Source organism: Achromobacter veterisilvae (assembly GCF_900496975.1).
Classification (GTDB): Bacteria; Pseudomonadota; Gammaproteobacteria; order Burkholderiales; family Burkholderiaceae_B; genus Achromobacter; species Achromobacter veterisilvae.
The window spans coordinates 109,192-128,777 of sequence record NZ_UFQC01000008.1 but is presented as its reverse complement, the minus strand read 5'-3'; the positions used below and the strand labels follow the sequence as shown (position 1 = coordinate 128,777).

The following is a 19,586-nucleotide window of genomic DNA, read 5'->3' as shown; positions in this document are numbered from 1 at the left end:
GCGCGATGACGCTTCAAGGGTGACACCGACAAGCGCAGAGCCGCGCCAGGCAATTAATCAGAAACCAGTCAGAAATCAGCTTTCGGAGTTCTTATGTCCATTCAACGCACCCTCTCGATCATCAAGCCCGACGCCGTCGCCAAGAACGTCATCGGCCAGATCGTCGGCCGCTTCGAGCAAGCCGGCCTGAAGGTCATCGCCGCCCGCCTGGCCCAACTGTCGCGCGCCGACGCCGAGCGTTTCTACGCCGTGCACAAGGAACGCCCCTTCTTCAAGGACCTGGTCGATTTCATGATCTCGGGCCCGGTCTTCGTGCAAGTGCTGGAAGGTGAAGACGCCATCCTGAAGAACCGCGACCTGATGGGCGCCACGGACCCCAAGAAGGCCGCTCCCGGCACCATCCGCGCCGACTTCGCCGACAGCATCGACGCCAACGCCGTGCACGGCTCGGACGCTCCGGAAACGGCCGCCGTCGAAGTCGCTTTCTTCTTCCCCGAAATCAACATCCACAGCCGTTGATTTTCGCGGAACTGTTCTAGCTTTTCGAGTTTTACCCAGGTCATGGAATCCGCCGAACGAATCAATCTGCTGGGGCTGGACAGCTCCGCCCTGTCCGAGCTCGTCGGGCAGTGGGGCGGCAAGCCGTTCCGCGCCCGCCAGTTGCAGCGCTGGATGCACCAGCGCGGCGCCGATTCGTTCGACGCCATGACCGACCTGGCCCGCGACTTCCGCGGCCAGCTTGCGACGCATTGCCGCATCGAGGCATTGCCCGTCAATACCGAGCAGCGCTCGTCCGACGGCACCCGCAAGTGGCTGTTCGACGTGGGGCAGGGCAACGCCATCGAAACGGTCTTCATCCCCGAGGACGACCGCGGCACGCTGTGCGTCTCCAGCCAGGCGGGATGCGTGGTGAACTGCCGCTTCTGTTCGACGGGGCACCAGGGATTCAACCGCAACCTGAAGACCAGCGAAATCATCGGCCAACTGTGGTGGGCCAAGCGCGTGCTGGAAGCCGACATCGGCACCGCCCGCCTGGAAAGCGCCCGCGCCACCGAAGATACCCGTGTCGTCAGCAACGTGGTCATGATGGGCATGGGCGAACCCCTGCTCAACTACGATCAGGTCCTGCCCGCCTTGCGCCTGATGCTGGACGACAACGCCTACGGGCTGTCGCGCCGCCGCGTCACGGTGTCCACTTCGGGCGTGGTTCCCATGATGGACCGGCTGTCGCAGGACTGTCCCGTGGCCCTGGCGGTTTCGCTGCACGCGCCCAACGACGCGCTGCGCGACGAGCTGGTGCCGCTGAACAAGAAGTACCCGCTGAAGGAGCTGCTGGCCGCTTGCGAACGCTACCTGGCGTTCGCCCCGCGCGACTTCATCACGTTTGAATACTGCATGCTGGACGGCATCAACGATACCGACCAGCACGCCAAGGAACTGATACACATTGCACGCCAACTGCGGTGCAAGCTCAATCTGATTCCGTTCAACCCCTTTCCCGAGTCCGGCCTGAAGCGCTCGAACTCGGCGCGGGTGAAGGTGTTCGCCCAGCGTCTGATGGACGCCGGCATCATCACCACCGTCCGCAAGACCCGGGGCGACGACATCGATGCGGCTTGCGGCCAGTTGGCCGGAGAAGTGCGCGACCGCACCCGGATTACCGAGCGCAACGCCGCACAGCGCCAGACCATACCAATTAAACAGGTGCATGCATGACGCAGGATTTCGCTTCTGCAGTTCCAGAGACGTCCGCCGGCGCGGCGGGCAGCATAGGCTCGGCATTGCGCGCATTGCGCCAATCCAAGGGCTGGTCGCTCGACGAGGTGTCCAGCCGCATCAAGTTCTCCACGAAGCAGATCGAAGCCCTTGAAAACGAGGAATGGGCGGCATTGCCCACCGGCGTTTCATTGCGCGGCCTGGTGCGCAACTATGCGCGCCTGCTGGGCGCGGATTCGCAGGCCATCGTCGACTCGCTGGACCCCAAGGCCCGCGTCACCGGCCCGGTGAAGCTCAGCCCTGGCGCCTTGCACTCGGCGCATTCCATTCCCCAGTCCAGCGCCGAAGACGACCGTTCGTCCTCGACCTCCTGGGGGTGGCTCATCGCCATCGTGCTGGTGCTGGCCGCCGGCGTGGCGTATGCCTTCTGGCAAGGCTGGTTGCCGCAGCACTGGCTGCCGATCGACTGGCTGCCGAAGCCGATCAAGTAAAAAACCCGGTTCCACCGATGCAAGAATCCTCTCTGCCTTGCCAGGACGCGCCGCCTCCCGCCGTGGGGGCGGCAGAGCGCCGCGCCACGCGTTCGGTGGCGGTGAAGTGGGGCAACCGTGTCGTGACGGTGGGCGGCGACGCCCCGGTCGTGGTCCAGTCCATGACCAACACCGACACGGCGGACGCCATCGCCACGGCGATACAAATCAAGGAACTGGCCCAGGCCGGCTCCGAACTCGTGCGGATCACGGTGAACACGCCCGAGGCGGCCCGCGAGGTCGCCGCCATCCGCGAACAACTGGACCGCATGGGCGTGGACGTGCCGCTGGTGGGCGATTTCCACTACAACGGCCACAAGCTGCTGACGCAGTTTCCCGAATGCGCCCAGGCCCTGTCCAAGTACCGGATCAACCCGGGCAACATGGGCGGCGGCAAGCGGCGCGACGACAACTTCGCCCAGATGATCGAAGTGGCCTGCCGCTACGACAAGCCCGTGCGCATCGGCGTGAACTGGGGCAGCCTGGACCACGAACTGATGGCGCGCAAGATGGACGAGAACAGCCGCCGCGCGCAGCCCTGGGAGGCCCAGGCGGTGATGCGCGACGCGCTGGTCGTGTCCGCCATCAGCAACGCCGAGCGCGCCGAAGAACTCGGCTTGCGCCGCGACGCCATCATCCTGTCGTGCAAGGTCAGCCACGTGCAGGACCTGATCGCCGTCTACCGGGACCTGTCCGCGCGCTGCGACTATCCGCTGCACCTGGGCCTGACCGAGGCCGGCATGGGCAGCAAGGGCATCGTGGCGTCCACCGCCGCGCTGGCCGTGCTGCTGCAGCAGGGCATCGGCGACACCATCCGCATTTCGCTCACGCCCGAACCCGGCGGCGACCGCAGCCGCGAAGCCATCGTGGCGCAGGAAATCCTGCAGACCATGGGCCTGCGCGCATTCACGCCGATGGTCGTCGCGTGCCCCGGTTGCGGCCGCACCAGCAGCACGTTCTTCCAGGAACTGGCTGACAGCATCCAGGGGTACCTGCGCCGCCAGATGCCGCTCTGGCGCGCGCAGTATCCCGGAGTCGAAAGCATGAACGTCGCCGTGATGGGCTGTGTGGTCAATGGGCCGGGCGAAAGCCGCCATGCCGATATCGGCATCAGCCTGCCGGGCACCGGCGAAGTTCCGGCCGCGCCGGTGTTCGTCGACGGCGAGCGCACGGTGACCCTCAAGGGCGACCATATTGCCGAAGAGTTCCAGGCCATCGTCGAAGACTACGTCGCGCGCCGCTATGGCGCGCCCGCTTCTCATTAAAGTAAGGGTGTAGCCGTTCGCGCGCCGGCGCGCGACGCGGCATGATCAAGATGACTCAAGCTTTCCAGAAAGTCGCCGCCATACGCGGCATGAATGACCTGTTGCCGGGGGCGAGCGCCCGCTGGGAGCAATTCGAGGAAATCGTGCGCGGCTGGCTGCGCGGCTACGGCTATCGCAACGTGCGCACGCCCGTGCTTGAGCATACGCGCCTGTTCGCGCGCGGCATCGGCGAAGTGACCGATATCGTCGAAAAAGAGATGTACACCTTCACCGACGCGCTCAACGGCGAATCGCTGACCATGCGTCCGGAAATGACGGCCGGCATCGTGCGCGCGTCCATCGAGCACAACATGCTCTACGACCGCCCGCAGCGCGTCTATTCCATCGGCCCGGTCTTCCGCCACGAACGTCCGCAGCGCGGCCGCTACCGCCAGTTCCACCAGATCGACGTCGAGGCCCTGGGCTTCGCCGGCCCCGACGTGGACGCGGAACTGATCGTCATGCTGGCCCGCCTGTGGAAGCTGCTGGGCCTGACCGACGTGCGCCTCGAACTGAATTCGCTGGGCCAGCCGGCCGAGCGCGCCGCCCACCGCGCCGCGCTGATCGAGCACCTGGAAAAGCACCGCGACATCCTCGATGAAGACGGCCAGCGCCGCCTGTACAGCAACCCGCTGCGAGTGCTGGACACCAAGAATCCCGCCATGCAGGAGATGGCCGACAGCGCGCCGCGCCTGTTCGATTTCCTGGGCGAGGAATCCCGCGCGCACTTCGACGGCGTGTGCCGGCGCCTGGCCGACGCCGGCATCGAATACCGCCTGAATCCGCGCCTGGTGCGCGGGCTGGACTACTACAACCTGACCGTGTTCGAGTGGGTGACCGACAGGCTGGGCTCCCAGGGCACGGTTTGCGGCGGCGGCCGCTACGACGGCCTGGTCGAACTGCTGGGCGGCAAGCCGGCGCCCGCCGTGGGCTTCGCGATCGGCATGGAGCGCCTGCTGGACCTCTGGGAACAGAGCGTGGAAATGCCGGTCCCGGCCGAATGCGACGTCTACGTCGTGCACCAGGGCGAAGAGGCCCAGCGCCTGGCCGCGCGCGTCGGCGAAGACCTGCGCGATGCCGGCCTGTCGGTCATCGTGCATGCCGGTTCGGCCAGTTTCAAGTCCCAATTCAAGCGCGCCGACGCCAGCGGAGCCCGGGTTGCGGTTATCCTTGGCGCCGATGAAGTGGCTGCGCGGACCGCGAGCGTCAAGTTCCTGCGCGCGGATGCGCAGGGCGAAGCCGCACAGCAGCAGGTCCCGCTGGCGGGATTGGCCGAAGTATTGAATATCAAGGGTTAATGCATGGCATACGATCTGGAAGAACAGGAAAAACTGGACGCGATCAAGGCGTGGTGGGCCCGTTACGGCACGCTGGTCGTCACGCTGGCGGCGGCCGTTGCGCTGGCCTGGGGCGGCTGGTGGGGCTGGAAGGCCTATCAGGCGCACCGCGCCAACCAGGCCATGGGCTACTTCGAAGCGCTGGAAGACGCGGCCCGGCTGGGCGGCGCCGATTCGGCGGTGCGCATCAAGACCGCGGCCGCCACCTTGCGCGAAGAATATCCGGCCACGGGCTACGCCACGCGCGGCGCGCTGGTGGCCGCCCAGGCGCTGCAGGCCCAGAAGGACGACGCCGGCGCCCGCGAGCAACTGGAATGGCTGGCCGGGCAGGGCAAGAATCCGTCCATGCAGGCCGTGGCGCGCCTGCGGCTGGCCGGCATGATGCTGGACCAGAAGCAGTACGATGCCGCGCTGGCGCAACTGAACAACCCGCCGCCGGCCTTCGCCGCCTTGTATGCGGATCGCCGCGGCGATATTCTCGCGGCGCAGGGCAAGCGTGAGGAAGCCCGGGCGGCATGGCAAAGCGCCATCGATGGCCTGGGCACGACGAATCCCTTGACCCAGGTTGTGCAACTGAAACTGGATGCCCTGAGCGGAGCGTGACTGTAATGCGTAAATTTGCAACTGGCCGTACGTGGCGTGGCGCCGTTTGCCTGGCGAGCCTGCTCGCCCTGGGTGGATGCGGCCTGTTTTCCCATGACGACGGCCGTTACGACCCGGCGCCCCTGACCGAATACAAGGCCGGCATGTCCGTGCGCCAGGTCTGGTCCGCGTCGGTCGGCAGCGGATCGGGCCTGGGCTTCGCGCCCACGGTGCTGGGCGACGCCATCTATGCCGCCACGCCGGACGGCTCGGTCGGCAAGTTCGACCTGCATAGCGGGCGCCCCATCTGGAAGGCCAAGACCGACGGCAAGCTGTCGGCCGGCGCCGGCAGCGACGGCACGACCACCGCCGTGGCCTCGCCCGACGGCGACGTGATCGCCTTCGACGACACCGGCAAGGTGAAATGGAAGGTCCGCGCCACCAGCGACGTGACGATTCCGCCCGCCGTGGGCTACGGCATCGTCGTGGTCCGCAGCGGCGACTACCGCATCCAGGCGTTCGATGCCAACAACGGCGAACGTGTCTGGAACGTGCAGCGCCCCGGCCCCGCGCTGGCCTTGCGCAGCGTGTCGCAGATGGTCCTGGCCGAAGGCCTGGTCATCACCGGCCTGCCCGGCGGCAAGCTCATGGCCATCGCCTCCAACAGCGGCAACGTGCAATGGGAAGGCACCGTGGCGACGCCGCGCGGCGCCAGCGACCTCGAACGCCTGACCGACGTGGTCGGCGCGCCCCGCATCGCGGGCAACCTGCTGTGCGGCGTGGCCTACCAGGGCCGCATCGTCTGCTTCGACGTGACGGCCGGCGGCCGTCCGCTGTGGGCCAAGGACTTCTCCAGCGTCAGCGGCCTGACCCTGGACGACCGCTACGCCTATGCGCCGGACCAGAACAGCGTGCTCAACGCCTTCGCCCTGGACAATGGCGGCAATGTCTGGAAGCAGGCCGCCCTGAAGAACCGCCAGCTCACCGCGCCGGCCCTGCTGGGCGGCGCGCTCGCCGTCGGCGACCTGGACGGCTACGTGCACTTCGTGTCGCGCAGCGACGGCAGCCTGATGGCCCGCCTGTCCGTGGGCGGCGGCGCGGTCGTGTCGCCGCCGCAAACCACCCCCCAAGGTGTACTGGTCCAGACGGGCAATGGCAATCTCGTCCTGATCGGCGCCAACTAATCCTATAGAAAAGCCTTACACCGTGTCTTTCAAGCCTGTCGTCGCCCTGGTCGGTCGCCCCAATGTGGGGAAATCGACCCTTTTCAACCGCCTGACGCGATCGCGCGCCGCGCTGGTGGCCGATTATTCCGGCCTGACCCGCGATCGCCACTATGGCGAGGGCAGGGTGGGCGAGACCCCCTTCATCGTCATCGATACCGGCGGTTTCGAGCCTGTCGCCAAGGACGGCATCCTGCTGGAGATGGCCCGCCAGACCCGGCAGGCCATCGCCGAGGCCGACGTGGTGGTGTTCCTGGTGGACGCCCGGGCGGGCATCAATGCCCACGACCACGAAATCGCCAAGCTGCTGCGCAAATCCGGCCAGCAACGCGTGCTGCTGGCCGTGAACAAGGCGGAAGGCATGGGCGCCGGCGCCGCGGTTTCCGAATTCCACGAGCTGGGGCTGGGGCAGCCCTATCCCATCTCGGCGGCGCACGGCGACGGCATCGTCGACCTGATCGAACTGGCCCTCCTGGACCTGGCCGAACCGCCCGCCGAAGAGGAAGCGCAAGAAGAAGGCGAACACGACCATCGCATCAAGCTGGCGATCGTCGGGCGCCCCAACGTGGGCAAGTCCACGCTCATCAACACCCTGATGGGCGAAGAGCGCGTGATCGCGTTCGACATGCCCGGCACGACCCGCGACGCCATCGAGATCGACTTCGAGCGCGACGGCCGCCGCTATACGCTGATCGACACCGCGGGCCTGCGCAAGCGCGGCAAGGTGTTCGAGGCCGTCGAGAAATTCTCCGTCATCAAGACGCTGCAGGCCATCGAGGCCAGCAACGTCGTGCTGCTGATGCTGGACGCCCAGACCGAGATCTCCGAACAGGATGCGCACATCGCCGGCTTCGTCCTGGAAACGGGGCGCGCCGTGGTCGTGGCCATCAACAAGTGGGACGGCCTGGACGGCGAGGCCAAGGAACGCATCGAACGGGAATTCCAGCGCAAGCTGCGCTTCCTGTCGTTCGCCCGCATGCACACCATTTCGGCGCTGCGCGGGCAGGGCGTGAAGCCCTTGCTGAAATCCATCAACGCGGCCCATGCCGCGGCGTTCGCCAAGCTGTCCACGCCCAAGCTGACGCGTGAATTGCAGGCCGCCGTCGAGCAGCAGCCGCCTCCCCGCAAGGGCATTTTCCGTCCGAAGATGCGCTACGCGCACCAGGGCGGGCAGAATCCGCCGCTGGTCGTCATCCACGGCAACGCGCTGGATGCCATTCCGGACTCCTACCGCCGCTACCTGGAAACGCGTTTCCGCAACGCGTTCGACCTGGCCGGCACGCCGTTGCGCATCGAATTCAAGTCTTCGCACAACCCTTACGCGCAGGAAAGCTGATCCATGAGCCGCTTCTGGAGTCCCGTGGTCGGGACGCTCAGTCCGTATGTCCCGGGCGAGCAGCCCAAGCTTCAGAACCTGGTCAAGCTGAACACGAACGAGCACCCCTACGGGCCGTCGCCCAAGGTGCTCGATGCGATCCGCGCGGCCTGCGACGACACGCTCAAGCTGTACCCGGACCCGTCCTCCGACCGGCTGCGGCAGGCCATCGCCGAAACCGCCGGCGTGCAGCCGGGGCAGGTCTTCGTGGGCAACGGTTCCGACGAGGTGCTGGCGCACGCCTTCCTGGCGTTGCTCAAGCATGAGCGTCCGCTGCGCTTCCCGGACATCACCTACAGCTTCTACCCGGTCTATTGCGGCCTGTACGGGATCCAGTACGAAACGGTGCCGCTGACGCCCGATTTCCGCATCGACGTCGAAGACTACCTGCCCGGCCGCAACGGGCAGGCGGGCGCCATCATCTTCCCGAACCCCAACGCGCCCACCGGCCGCGCGCTGGACGCCGCCGACGTCGAACGCATCGTGGCCGGCAATCCCGACGCCGTCGTCGTGGTGGACGAAGCCTACGTGGATTTTGGCGGAGAGTCCGTCATCCCTTTGGTCTCGCGCTACGACAACCTGCTGGTCGTGCAGACGCTGTCCAAGTCGCGTTCGCTGGCGGGGCTGCGGGTCGGCTTCGCCGTGGGCAGCGCCGCGCTCATCGAAGGGCTGGAGCGGGTAAAGAACAGTTTCAACTCCTATCCCATCGATCGCCTTGCATCCGCGGGCGCGGTGGCGGCGCTGGAAGATACGGAGTACTTTGAGAAGACTCGCCGAGCCGTGATCGAAACCCGGTCGCGGATGACGGCCGGCCTGCAGGCGCTGGGCTTCGAGGTGCTGCCTTCTTCCGCGAATTTCGTGTTCGCGCGGCATCCGTCGAAGGACGCCGCGGGCCTGGCCGCCGCCCTGCGCGAGCGCAGCATCATCGTGCGCCATTTCCGCCATGCGCGCATCGATCAATTCCTGCGCATCACCGTGGGCACGGACGAGCAGTGCGGGCTGTTGCTGAGCGCGCTCGCGGAGATCCTGCGGACGTGAACCCGCCGGGCCGGTTCAAGGGCGAATACCGGAGTGCAAAGCACGAAGGCAGCCCGGTGGACGCAGGGGGTTCCGGCCGGAAATCTCTGGTGTCACTTTTTGCATCCTGGTCAAGTAGCACGGGCCGGGAAAACCCTGTAGAGTACACGTTTCGGCGTACCCCACCAGTACACAAGTACGCCACCATTCAATAACAAACAAATGGAGCCTGGCCAATGAGCAATAAAGGGCAAACTCTGCAAGATCCGTTCCTGAACACGCTGCGCAAGGACCATGTCCCCGTGTCGATCTACCTCGTGAACGGCATCAAGCTTCAAGGGCAAATCGAATCCTTCGACCAGTACGTGGTGCTGCTGCGCAATACGGTCACGCAAATGGTCTACAAGCACGCCATTTCAACCGTCGTTCCCGCGCGCGCCGTGAATTTCCAGGTGGAAGTCCCTGCTGAATAATCTCGCTCCAGCTTTACCTTTTATTGCCCGCCGGACGGCTGACGTCGGCGGGCATTTTCGCTTTGGGTCCAATATGGTGCATGTATGCGCGCTTTGATCATCAGTGTCGATCTGGGAGACCCGGATTTCGCGGCCCATGCCGAGGAATTCGCCATGCTGGCCAAGGGCGCCGGCGCGGAAATCGTCGGCACCCTGACCGCGCGGCGCGACCGGCCCGACGCCAAGTTCTTCATCGGCTCGGGCAAGGCCGACGAGGGCGTGGCCATGGCGCAGGCGCTGTTGGCCGATATCGTGCTGTTCGACCAGCCCCTGTCGCCGGCCCAGCAGCGCAACCTGGAACGCGCGTTCAACCTGCGCGTGGTGGACCGCGTCGCGCTCATCCTGGACATCTTCGCCCTGCGGGCCAAGAGCCACGAAGGCAAGCTGCAGGTGGAACTGGCCCAGCTCCAGCATTTGGCCACCCGCCTGACCCGCATGTGGTCCCACCTGGAGCGCCAGCGCGGGGGCATCGGCATGCGTGGGCCGGGCGAATCCCAGTTGGAAATGGACCGCCGCATGATCGGCGCGAAGGTCAAGGTGCTGCGCGAGCGCCTGGACAAGGTCGAACGCCAGCGCGTGACCCAGCGCCGCGCGCGCGCCCGGGGCGGCGCCCTGTCGGTGTCGCTGGTCGGGTATACCAACGCCGGCAAATCCACCCTGTTCAACGCGCTGACCCGGGCTGACAGCTACGCCGCCGACCAGCTTTTCGCCACCCTGGACACGACCACGCGCCGCATCTGGATCGAAGGGGCGGGCTCGGTGGTGGTGTCCGACACCGTGGGGTTCATCCGCGATCTGCCCCACGGCCTGATCGCGGCGTTCCGCGCCACCCTGGAAGAGACCGTGCATGCCGACCTGCTGCTGCACGTGGTCGACGCCGCCAGCCCGCAGCGCGACGAGCAGATTTTCGAAGTCAACAAGGTGCTTGCCGAAATCGGCGCCGCGGCCGTTCCCACCATTCTTGTATACAACAAGATAGATCGGGCGGGCTTGGAACCCCGGGTGGAGCGCGATGCACATGGTACGATTGCGCGAGTATTTGTAAGCGCCACCGAGCGCGCCGGTTTGGATGCGTTGCGCGGGGCAATTGCGGAAACCGGACAGATTGTGGGAAACAATGCCGCGAATTATCAAACTCTTCAATCTGAATGACCCCGGTTGGGGTCGTGGGAACAACAACGGCTCCGAGCCGCCGCCCAAGCGGCCTCAAGGCAGCGGAGACGGCCCTCCCGACCTGGACGAGGTCTGGCGCGATTTCAATAATCGCATCGGATCGCTGTTCGGGCGCAAGGGCGGGGGCGGCAACAACCGCCCTGGCAACCGGGGCGGCATGACGCCGCCTTCGCCGCGCGGCGCGCGCATCGGCCTGGGCGTGGTCGCCCTGGTCGCGGCGGGCATCTGGCTGGCCAGCGGCTTCTACATCGTGCAGGAAGGCCAGGTCGCGGTCGTGACCCAGTTCGGCAAGTACAAGAGCACGTCGCAAGCCGGCTTCCAATGGCGCCTGCCGTACCCCATCCAGAGCCAGGAGATCGTCAACGTGTCGCAACTGCGCACGTTTGAAGTCGGTTTCCGCGGCGGTTCGCGCAACAAGGTCCTGCCCGAAGCGCTGATGCTCACGACGGACGAGAACATCGTCGACATGCAGTTCGTCGTCCAGTACCGCCTGCGCGCCGACGGCGCGCCCGATTACCTCTTCATGACGCGCGACCCGGACGAATCCGTGCGCCAGGCCTCAGAAACGGCCATGCGCGAAGTCGTGGGCAAGCAGTCGATGGACTTCGTGCTGTACGAGGGCCGCACCGCGGTCGCCTCGCAAGTGCAGACGCTGATGCAGCAGATCCTCGACCGCTACCAGACCGGCGTGCAGGTCAGCACCGTCGCCATCCAGAACGTGCAGCCGCCCGAGCAGGTGCAGGCCGCGTTCGACGACGCCGTCAAGGCGGGCCAGGACCGCGAGCGCCAGATCAACGAAGGGCAGGCCTACGCCAACCAGGTCGTGCCGCTGGCCAGCGGCCAGGCGTCCCGCATGACCGAACAGGCTGAAGGCTACAAGGCCAAGGTCGTCGGCGATGCCCAGGGTAATACCTCGCGCTTCACCAGCATCCTCGGCGAATACGAGAAGGCGCCGGCGGTCATGCGCCAGCGCATGTACCTGGAAAGCATGCAGGACATCTTCACGCGCGCCAGCAAGGTCATGGTCGACACCAAGAGCAACAACAACATGCTGTACCTGCCCTTGGACAAGATCATGCATCTGGCAGCCCAGGACGCCAGCAAGTCCAGCGTCGGCAACCCCGGTTCGCCCGCGTTGGTCAGCCCGCCCATCCAGCCTCCGTTGCGCGGCAACGCCGTGCCGGTGCCTCAGTCTTCCGGCAGCAGCAACAGCAACACGCTGCCTCGCGACCGTACGTCGCGCTAACCCGGAGGAGTCCTGATCATGCAACGTCTCATGCCTATCCTGGTCGGCCTGCTCATCGTGCTGGCCGCCCTGTCTTCCTGCGTCTTCGTCGTGCGCGAGCGCGACTACGCCCTGGTGTTCTCGCTGGGCGAAGTGCGCAAGACCATCAATGAACCCGGCCTGTATTTCAAGGCCCCGCCGCCGTTCCAGAATGTCGTGACGCTCGACAAGCGCATTCTGACCATCGAAACCAACGAAGCCGAACGCATCCAGACTTCCGAAAAGAAGAACCTGCTGATCGATTCCTACGTCAAGTGGCGCATTGCCGATCCCCGCCAGTACTACGTGTCGACGGGCGGCAACGAACGCGTGGCGCAGGAACGCCTGCAAGCGCTGATCCGCGACGCGCTCAACGCATCGGTCAACGTGCGCACGGTGCGCGACGTGGTCTCGACCGAGCGCGACAAGATCATGGCCGAGATCCTGACCAACGTGGCCAAGCGCGCCGAGCCCCTGGGCGTGCAGATCGTCGACGTGCGCCTGCGCCGCATCGAGTTCGCGCCGGAGATTTCGGAATCGGTGTATCGCCGCATGGAAGCCGAGCGTACCCGCGTCGCCAACGAACTGCGTTCCATCGGCGCCGCCGAAGGCGAGAAGATCCGCGCCGAAGCCGACCGCCAGCGCGAAGTGATCGTGGCCCAGGCGTATGCCAAGGCCCAGGGCATCATGGGCGAGGGCGATGCCGCCGCGGCATCGATCTACGCGCAGGCCTACGGCAAGAACCCGCAGTTCTACACGTACTACAAGAGCCTGGAAGCCTATCGCGCTTCGTTCTCGAAGCCGGGCGACGTGCTGGTGGTCGACCCCAGCTCCAGCTTCTTCCAGTTCATGAAGGACCCGGCCGGCGCCGCCCTGGCTCCGGTCACCGTGCCGGCCAAGTGATGCGGCCGCGCTAGCGCGCAACGCAAAGCCCCTTGGATTTCCAAGGGGCTTTTTCGTATTCCGGCGGGTGGGCGCCTCGCCCCGGCGCAATGGGGGACGGTTGCTTGCGCGGGCAATTCCGGCTGGCGCCGGCCGCCGAACCATGTACAATACCGCGTAAGCTAGAAAACATTCCGCAGCGGCTGAGCGGGCTTACGCCCCTCAGCCGCTTTTCGTTTGGGCGACGCCCACGCATCACTAGGCGTTATTCAGGTAAACATTCATGGGTAACTGGTTGCTGCCCGAGAGCCTTGCCGACGTACTTCCGGCCGAGGCCCGGCGCATCGAGGAATTGCGCCGCGAACTTCTCGATCTGTACCGCACGTACGGTTTCGAGCTGGTCGCGCCGCCCCTGGTCGAATACATCGATTCGTTGCTGTCCGGCACGGGCAGCGATCTGGATCTGCGTACGTGCAAATTGATCGACCAACTGTCGGGCCGCACGCTGGGCGTGCGCGCGGACATGACTCCTCAGGTCACGCGCATCGACGCGCACTTGCTGAACCGCGCGGGCGTCACGCGCCTTTGCTATTGCGGCAACGTGCTGCATGCCCGCCCGGCGGACCTGCTGGCCAGCCGCGAACTGTTGCAGATCGGCGCCGAGATCTACGGCCATGCCGGTTTCGAGGCCGACCTGGAAATCATCCAGCTCGTGCTGGAAACGGTGGCGATCGCCGGCGTGCGCAATCCCCGGCTCGACCTCTGTCATCCGGGCGTGCTTCGCGCCATCCTGGAGTCGGATTCCGCCCTGGGCCCGCTGTCGGAAGAGGTCATCCTCCTGATGCGCGAGAAGGACGTTCCCGGCCTGGTCGAACTGTCGGCGCGCGCGCCCGGCCTGCGCGGCGAGACGCTGCAGGCCCTGAAGCTGCTGCCCAATCTGTATGGCGGCCCCGAAGTGCTGAAGGAAGCCCGCCGCGATCTGCCCCTGCTGCCCGGCGTGGCCGCGGCGCTGGATGCGCTGCAAACCGTGGTGGACACCATGCCCAGTGTGTCGTTCGGGGTCGACCTGGCCGACGTGGGGGGCTACGGCTACCATTCCGGCGTGAAGTTCGCGCTGTACGCCGAAGGCTGGCGCGACGCGCTGGTCAGCGGCGGACGCTACGACGACGTCAGCCGCGCATTCGGCCGGGCGCGTCCCGCCACGGGTTTCAGCCTGGATTTACGCAAGCTGGCGGCGGGTTTGGCGCCGGCGGAACGGGCGCGTGCGGTTCGCGCTCCCTGGGGGCAGGCCCCCGCCCTGACCGAGGCGGTTCGCCGCCTGCGCCGGTCGGGGGAAATCGTCGTCCAGGTATTGCCCGGCCACGAGCAGGATCAGGACGAATTCGTTTGCGATCGCGAGCTGGCGCTGCAGGACGGCGCCTGGACGGTCAGGACGCTGTGACTAACTCCCTCTCGGAAACGAGGGGGCCGCGGGGAGATTTCCGGATTTCCCGAGAAACTCGATATTGATTCGTAACATGAGCAAGAACGTAGTCGTAATCGGCACCCAGTGGGGTGACGAGGGCAAGGGCAAGATCGTCGACTGGCTGGCGGAATCCGTCCAGGGCGTGGTCCGCTTCCAAGGCGGTCACAATGCCGGCCATACGCTGTGGATCAACGGCAAGAAGACGATTCTTCGCCTGATCCCGTCGGGCATCATGCATCCCGGCGTCACCTGCTTCATCGGCAATGGCGTCGTGCTGTCCCCGGAAGCCCTGCTCAAGGAAATCGAAGAGCTTGAGGCCGCCGGCCTGGACGTGCGTTCGCGCCTGCAGATTTCCGAAATCTGCCCGCTGATCCTGCCGTACCACGTCGCCATCGACAAGGCGCGCGAAGCGCGCAAGGGCGACGGCAAGATCGGCACGACCGGCCGCGGCATCGGCCCCGCCTACGAAGACAAGGTCGCCCGCCGCGCGCTGCGCGTGCAGGACCTGTTCAATCCTTCGCTGTTCGACGAGAAGCTCGCCGAAGTGCTGGACTACCACAACTTCGTGCTGACCAAGTACCTGGGCGCCGAGGCGGTTTCCGCCGACGAAGTGCGCGACCAGGCCATGGCGCTGGCTCCGGCCATCGCCCCGATGGTTAAGGACGTGTCCAGCAACCTGTATGCCATGCAGCAGGAAGGCAAGCGCATCCTGTTCGAAGGCGCGCAGGGCGCGCTGCTGGACGTCGATCACGGCACCTACCCGTTCGTCACCAGCAGCAATTGCGTCGCGGGCGCGGCATCGGCCGGCGCCGGCGTCGGCCCCCAGCAACTGGACTACGTCCTGGGCATCACCAAGGCCTACACGACCCGCGTCGGCTCGGGCCCGTTCCCCACGGAACTGGTCGACGAGATCGGCACCCGCCTGGCGACCATCGGCAAGGAATTCGGTTCGGTCACGGGCCGTCCGCGCCGCTGCGGCTGGTTCGACGGCGCCGCGCTGAAGCGCTCGGTTCGCCTGAACGGCATTACCGGCCTGTGCATCACCAAGCTGGACGTGCTCGACGGCCTGGAAACCATCCAGTTGGGCGTGGGCTACCGCGTCAACGGCGAATTCCGCGACGTGCTGCCCTATGGCGCGCACGCGGTCGCCCAGGCGCAGCCGGTGCTGGAAGAGCTGCCCGGCTGGAGCGAATCCACCGTCGGCATCACCGAGTACGACAAGCTGCCCCAGGCGGCCCGCCGCTACCTGGAGCGCGTGGCCGAAGTCTGCGGCGTGCCCATCGACCTGGTGTCGACCGGCCCCGACCGCAACGAAACCATTGTGCTGCGTCATCCCCTGAAGGGCTGACATCGGGTTATTATTCGCAAGGCCGCCGCCGGTCTCACACCGGCGGCGGCCTTTTCGTATCTTTAAGCAGGAGATGCTTGCCTATGAGCACGCCGACCAATGATGACAGCCATCTGTGGGTGACGTGGGACGACTACAACCGCCTGATCGAGCGCCTGTCCTTGCAGGTGCATCAGTCGGGTTGGAAGTTCGACAAGATTCTTTGCCTGGCGCGCGGCGGCATGCGCGTCGGCGACGTTATGTCCCGTATTTTCGACGTACCGCTGGGCATCCTGGCCACCAGCAGCTATCGCGAAGCGGCCGGCACCAAGCAGGGCGATATGGATATCGCCCAGTTCATCACCATTACGCGCGGCACCCTGTCCGGGCGTGTGTTGCTGGTGGACGACATGGTCGATACCGGCAAGACCTTCAGCAAGGTCTACGACCACCTCAAGAAGCAGTTCTCCGACATCACCGAGCTGCGCAGCGCCGTGCTCTGGTGGAAGGGGCATTCCCAGGCGACGCCCGACTATTACGTCGAAAAGCTGCCCACGAACCCGTGGATCCACCAGCCTTTCGAAGATTACGACAGCCTGCGCCCGCACCAGCTCGAGGCGTGGATCCGCAAGGGTTCCCAGGGCTGAGCCAGGCGGCAGGGCGGGATGGGGCGCCTGGCGGCCTGTGGCCCCAAGGTGTCCCTCCAGTAGTCAAAATGCCCATGGCCATGCTAGAATCGCTGGTTATCGCTAAACCGAACTTGGCTTGTTACTCTTTGGGTAGTCTTTGGGTAACGGAAACAGCCAGCTGGAATCCGGTTCCCAGTGCGCGGCGCTTGCCTCTCTTGGTATGATTTTTTCGTGTCATCGAGGGCCGTCTTCGCGCAACTGGACCCGTGCAGCGTTGCTGGTAAGCAAGCCAGGTTTGTCATCAACTTTTGTTACCCTACAAGCAGGCCAATTACTTTATGCCTATCGTTCGACTGAAGGAAAACGAACCGTTTGAAGCCGCTCTGCGCCGCTTCAAGCGCACCATCGAAAAGACCGGTTTGCTCACCGAGCTGCGTTCGCGCGAGTTCTATGAGAAGCCCACGGCCGAGCGCAAGCGCAAGCACGCCGCCGCCGTGAAGCGCCACTACAAGCGCATCCGTAGCCAACAACTGCCCCCGCGCCTGTATTGATTTTTGATTCCCGAATCTATTGATTCCAGAATCATTCATCCAGGATTTGCTCGCCCGAGTCGACGTCGTCGACATAGTCGGGCGATACGTGCAGTTGCGAAAGGGCGGGGCCAACTTGCTTGGCCTGTGCCCTTTTCATAACGAAAAAAGCCCCTCGTTCACCGTCAGTCCCACCAAGCAGTTCTATCACTGCTTCGGTTGTGGAGCGCACGGCAGCGCCATCACCTTCCTGATGGAACACACGGGCGCCAGTTTCCCCGATGCCGTGCGCACGCTCGCCGGCTCGGTGGGAATGACGGTCCCCGAAGAAAACCGCAGTCCGCGCCAGCAGCAGGAGTCCGCGCGCCGCAAGGCCGAGGAATCCCGCCATACGCAGGTGCTGGATGCCGCCCAGGCGCATTACCTGAAGCAGTTGCGGGCATCGCCCGCGGCGATCCGCTACCTGAAGCAGCGCGGCCTGACCGGCGAGATCGCGGCGCATTTCGGCCTGGGGTGGTCCGGCACGGACCGCCACGGCCTGTCGCAAGTCTTTCCCAGCTACGAAGATCCGGTCCTGGTGGAATCGGGCCTGGTCATCGAGTCCGAGGACGGCCGCCGCTACGACCGTTTCCGGGAACGCATCATGTTCCCGATCCGCAACGTGCGGGGCAGCCTGATCGGGTTCGGCGGCCGCATCATCGGCAAGGGCGAACCCAAGTACCTGAATTCGCCGGAAACCCCGCTGTTTTCGAAGGGCCACGAGCTCTACGGGCTGTGGGAGGCGCGCCAGTCCATCCGCCAGGAAGGGCAGGTGATCGTGGTCGAAGGCTATATGGACGTCGTCGGCCTGGCGCAGCAGGGCATCGCGAACGCGGTGGCCACGCTGGGCACCGCCACCACGCCGGATCACGTGAAGAAGTTGCTGCGCACGAGCGACAAGGTGATTTTCAGCTTCGACGGGGACGGGGCCGGCCGCCGCGCCGCGTGGCGCGCGCTGCAGGCCTGCCTGCCCGTGCTGCGCGACGATATCGCGATCCGCTTCCTGTTCCTGCCGTCGGAGCACGATCCGGATTCGTATGTGCGCGAACTGGGCGCGGAGGCTTTCCGCGCCTGCCTGGGCGATGCGGTGGCGCTGTCGCGCTTCCTGCTGGACGAACTCGGGTCGCGGCACAACATGGACGAGGCCGAAGGGCGGGCAAGCTGCCTGCACGAAGCCAAGCCGCTGCTGGCCGCCATACCCGAATGCGCGCTGCGCGTGCAGATCGAGCGGGAAATGGCCAAGCTCGTGCAATTGACGCCCGAGGAAATGGCCCAGGTGCTGGCGCAGCAGCCGGCCAAGCCTTTCGCGCCCGGCCCCAGGCCGGGGGAAGGGGCGCAGGCGGCAGGCCAGGGGCCGGGCCAGGCCGCGGGCCACGACGCGGGCCCGCCGGACATGGGCCATGACTTCGGCGGACACGATTTCCACGACATTCCCGCCGACGAGTCCGATTACGCGGACTACGGCCATTTTCCGTCCCGGGACGGCGAATCCCCCGGGGCGGCCGCTGCCTACCCGGGCAGGCAGGAATGGAAGGGCAAGGGCGACTGGAAAGGCAAAAGCGACTGGAAGGGCGGTAAAGGCGACTGGAAGGGCGGAAAGGGCGGCTGGAAGGGCCGGCGCGACGACGTGGGCGGCTTCGAAGGGCGCCGCACCATGCCGTCGCTGGCCAAGCGCCTGCTGGGCCTGCTCCTGGCGCACCCCGAGCTGGTGGACTCCATGGGAGACCAGCAGCTTGAAGTCATCGATCATGGACCCCATCTAGGTCTAGTCAGGGACTTGATCATGCTGGCGCAGTCCAGCGGCGCCCGCCACGTCGGCGCGCTGCTGGAAGCGGCGGATCCCGATTCGGACCTGGCGACCGTGCTGAAGGGCCTGAGGGCCGACATCCTGTCCCAGGAAGACCTGCCCGATCCGCAAACCGAATGGGACGACGCCCTGCGCCGTATCGAGTTCGATGCCGCCAGGTCCGAGATGACCAGGCTGGCCGCCAGCGGATTGGCGACCGAGGAGGCGCGCAAGCGTTATTTGGAACTTTCCAGCCGCCTGACGGTACTGAAAGGTGCTGGAATACGCTAAATGCGCTAAAATCAAAGGTTTTCCGCGGGGCGGAGGGTTTCAGATCCGATGCCGCGGGCCGATGATGGATTGTGGCGCTGATTGTGGCGTTTATGGCCGATTCATGCCGGCAACGAAGGAATCAACAGCGAAATCAACAGCGCCGTTGGCAGTACAAAATGCATCTGGCTGGCGGGAATCTATTTCTGCCGCTGGAATCTAATCGATGTAAGGGTTTGACGCGGCGCCCGGGTAAGCCGGCCGAAGTAAGCCAGCCGAAATAAAAAAATGGATACGTGCGTCAAATTTGTTACGTAGTTAATTAATATAGCTGAGCGGTGAATCAGGCAAGTTCGGCGGCGGTTGTTTCCGCGTAGCGTTAGTGGTTTGGGTGCTGTGTCTACTGAGCTGCTTTGGGTAATGGCCCGATAAGCAAGCAACGCCTATTTATAGGCAGGCAGCCCCCCCGACGCCCGGGATCCGTCCCCGAATGAAGCCATGCACGCCAAGAGCCACTACGGTCGCGCACCGGAACGGCGCAAGGCGGGCTCACAAGGGCTGGCGCTGCGAACAACGCAGCCGCTTGGTTTCGGCCGATTCACCAGTTTTACCCGTAGTACCGCCG

18 protein-coding genes are annotated in these 19,586 nt (G+C 65.4%); all 18 read left to right on the top strand.

All coding sequences use genetic code 11. The features are described 5' to 3' along the window. Positions 1 to 93: 93 nt before the first annotated feature. Positions 94 to 519, top strand: coding sequence for a nucleoside-diphosphate kinase (gene ndk / locus AVE30378_RS09315; RefSeq protein WP_006393972.1), 426 nt, complete (start codon positions 94 to 96; stop codon positions 517 to 519). 42 nt (positions 520 to 561) lie between these two features. Further along, positions 562 to 1,716 carry a dual-specificity RNA methyltransferase RlmN gene (gene rlmN, locus AVE30378_RS09310; RefSeq protein ID WP_129240566.1) on the top strand — a complete coding sequence of 385 codons (1,155 nt, stop codon included), beginning with the start codon at positions 562 to 564 and terminating at the stop codon, positions 1,714 to 1,716. Beyond that, entirely contained in the window at positions 1,713 to 2,207 is a 495-nt protein-coding gene (locus tag AVE30378_RS09305) for a helix-turn-helix domain-containing protein (RefSeq protein ID WP_129240565.1), read from the top strand. Before rlmN ends, AVE30378_RS09305 begins: the two co-directional genes overlap by 4 nt. A 17-nt stretch (positions 2,208 to 2,224) precedes the next feature. Next, positions 2,225 to 3,511: a flavodoxin-dependent (E)-4-hydroxy-3-methylbut-2-enyl-diphosphate synthase gene (gene ispG / locus AVE30378_RS09300; protein ID WP_129240564.1), complete on the top strand. Its 1,287-nt coding sequence runs from the start codon at positions 2,225 to 2,227 to the stop codon at positions 3,509 to 3,511. 50 nt (positions 3,512 to 3,561) lie between these two features. Beyond that, positions 3,562 to 4,848, top strand: a complete 1,287-nt coding sequence (gene hisS / locus AVE30378_RS09295; protein WP_129240563.1) for a histidine--tRNA ligase — start codon at positions 3,562 to 3,564, stop codon at positions 4,846 to 4,848. 3 nt (positions 4,849 to 4,851) lie between these two features. Then, positions 4,852 to 5,490 carry a YfgM family protein gene (locus tag AVE30378_RS09290; RefSeq protein ID WP_129240562.1) on the top strand — a complete coding sequence of 213 codons (639 nt, stop codon included), beginning with the start codon at positions 4,852 to 4,854 and terminating at the stop codon, positions 5,488 to 5,490. Between the two features lie 5 nt (positions 5,491 to 5,495). Next, a complete protein-coding gene (bamB, locus tag AVE30378_RS09285) occupies positions 5,496 to 6,653 on the top strand; it encodes an outer membrane protein assembly factor BamB (protein WP_129240561.1) in 1,158 nt (385 codons plus the stop codon). A gap of 22 nt (positions 6,654 to 6,675) precedes the next feature. Beyond that, positions 6,676 to 8,028, top strand: a complete 1,353-nt coding sequence (der, locus tag AVE30378_RS09280) for a ribosome biogenesis GTPase Der (protein WP_129240560.1) — start codon at positions 6,676 to 6,678, stop codon at positions 8,026 to 8,028. A 3-nt stretch (positions 8,029 to 8,031) separates the two neighbouring features. Next, positions 8,032 to 9,105 carry a histidinol-phosphate transaminase gene (gene hisC / locus AVE30378_RS09275; protein WP_129240559.1) on the top strand — a complete coding sequence of 358 codons (1,074 nt, stop codon included), beginning with the start codon at positions 8,032 to 8,034 and terminating at the stop codon, positions 9,103 to 9,105. 215 nt (positions 9,106 to 9,320) lie between these two features. Beyond that, the gene (hfq, locus tag AVE30378_RS09270) at positions 9,321 to 9,557 is read left to right on the top strand and encodes an RNA chaperone Hfq (protein ID WP_006218585.1); all 237 of its coding nucleotides are present in this window, start codon (positions 9,321 to 9,323) and stop codon (positions 9,555 to 9,557) included. An 84-nt stretch (positions 9,558 to 9,641) separates the two neighbouring features. Then, positions 9,642 to 10,748 carry a GTPase HflX gene (hflX, locus tag AVE30378_RS09265; protein ID WP_129240558.1) on the top strand — a complete coding sequence of 369 codons (1,107 nt, stop codon included), beginning with the start codon at positions 9,642 to 9,644 and terminating at the stop codon, positions 10,746 to 10,748. Further along, positions 10,714 to 12,015 carry an FtsH protease activity modulator HflK gene (hflK, locus tag AVE30378_RS09260; protein WP_129240557.1) on the top strand — a complete coding sequence of 434 codons (1,302 nt, stop codon included), beginning with the start codon at positions 10,714 to 10,716 and terminating at the stop codon, positions 12,013 to 12,015. Before hflX ends, hflK begins: the two co-directional genes overlap by 35 nt. 18 nt (positions 12,016 to 12,033) lie before the next feature. After that, the gene (gene hflC / locus AVE30378_RS09255; RefSeq protein WP_129240556.1) at positions 12,034 to 12,936 is read left to right on the top strand and encodes a protease modulator HflC; all 903 of its coding nucleotides are present in this window, start codon (positions 12,034 to 12,036) and stop codon (positions 12,934 to 12,936) included. Positions 12,937 to 13,198: 262 nt separating this feature from the next. Beyond that, a complete protein-coding gene (locus AVE30378_RS09250; RefSeq protein WP_129240555.1) occupies positions 13,199 to 14,356 on the top strand; it encodes an ATP phosphoribosyltransferase regulatory subunit in 1,158 nt (385 codons plus the stop codon). 76 nt (positions 14,357 to 14,432) lie between these two features. Continuing rightward, entirely contained in the window at positions 14,433 to 15,728 is a 1,296-nt protein-coding gene (locus tag AVE30378_RS09245) for an adenylosuccinate synthase (protein ID WP_165360131.1), read from the top strand. Positions 15,729 to 15,811: 83 nt separating this feature from the next. Then, positions 15,812 to 16,354: a phosphoribosyltransferase gene (locus AVE30378_RS09240; RefSeq protein ID WP_129240553.1), complete on the top strand. Its 543-nt coding sequence runs from the start codon at positions 15,812 to 15,814 to the stop codon at positions 16,352 to 16,354. A 320-nt stretch (positions 16,355 to 16,674) separates the two neighbouring features. Then, positions 16,675 to 16,887, top strand: coding sequence for a 30S ribosomal protein S21 (rpsU, locus tag AVE30378_RS09235; protein WP_006218592.1), 213 nt, complete (start codon positions 16,675 to 16,677; stop codon positions 16,885 to 16,887). A gap of 19 nt (positions 16,888 to 16,906) precedes the next feature. Then, a complete protein-coding gene (gene dnaG, locus AVE30378_RS09230; RefSeq protein WP_129240552.1) occupies positions 16,907 to 18,982 on the top strand; it encodes a DNA primase in 2,076 nt (691 codons plus the stop codon). The last annotated feature ends 604 nt before the right edge of the window (positions 18,983 to 19,586 follow it).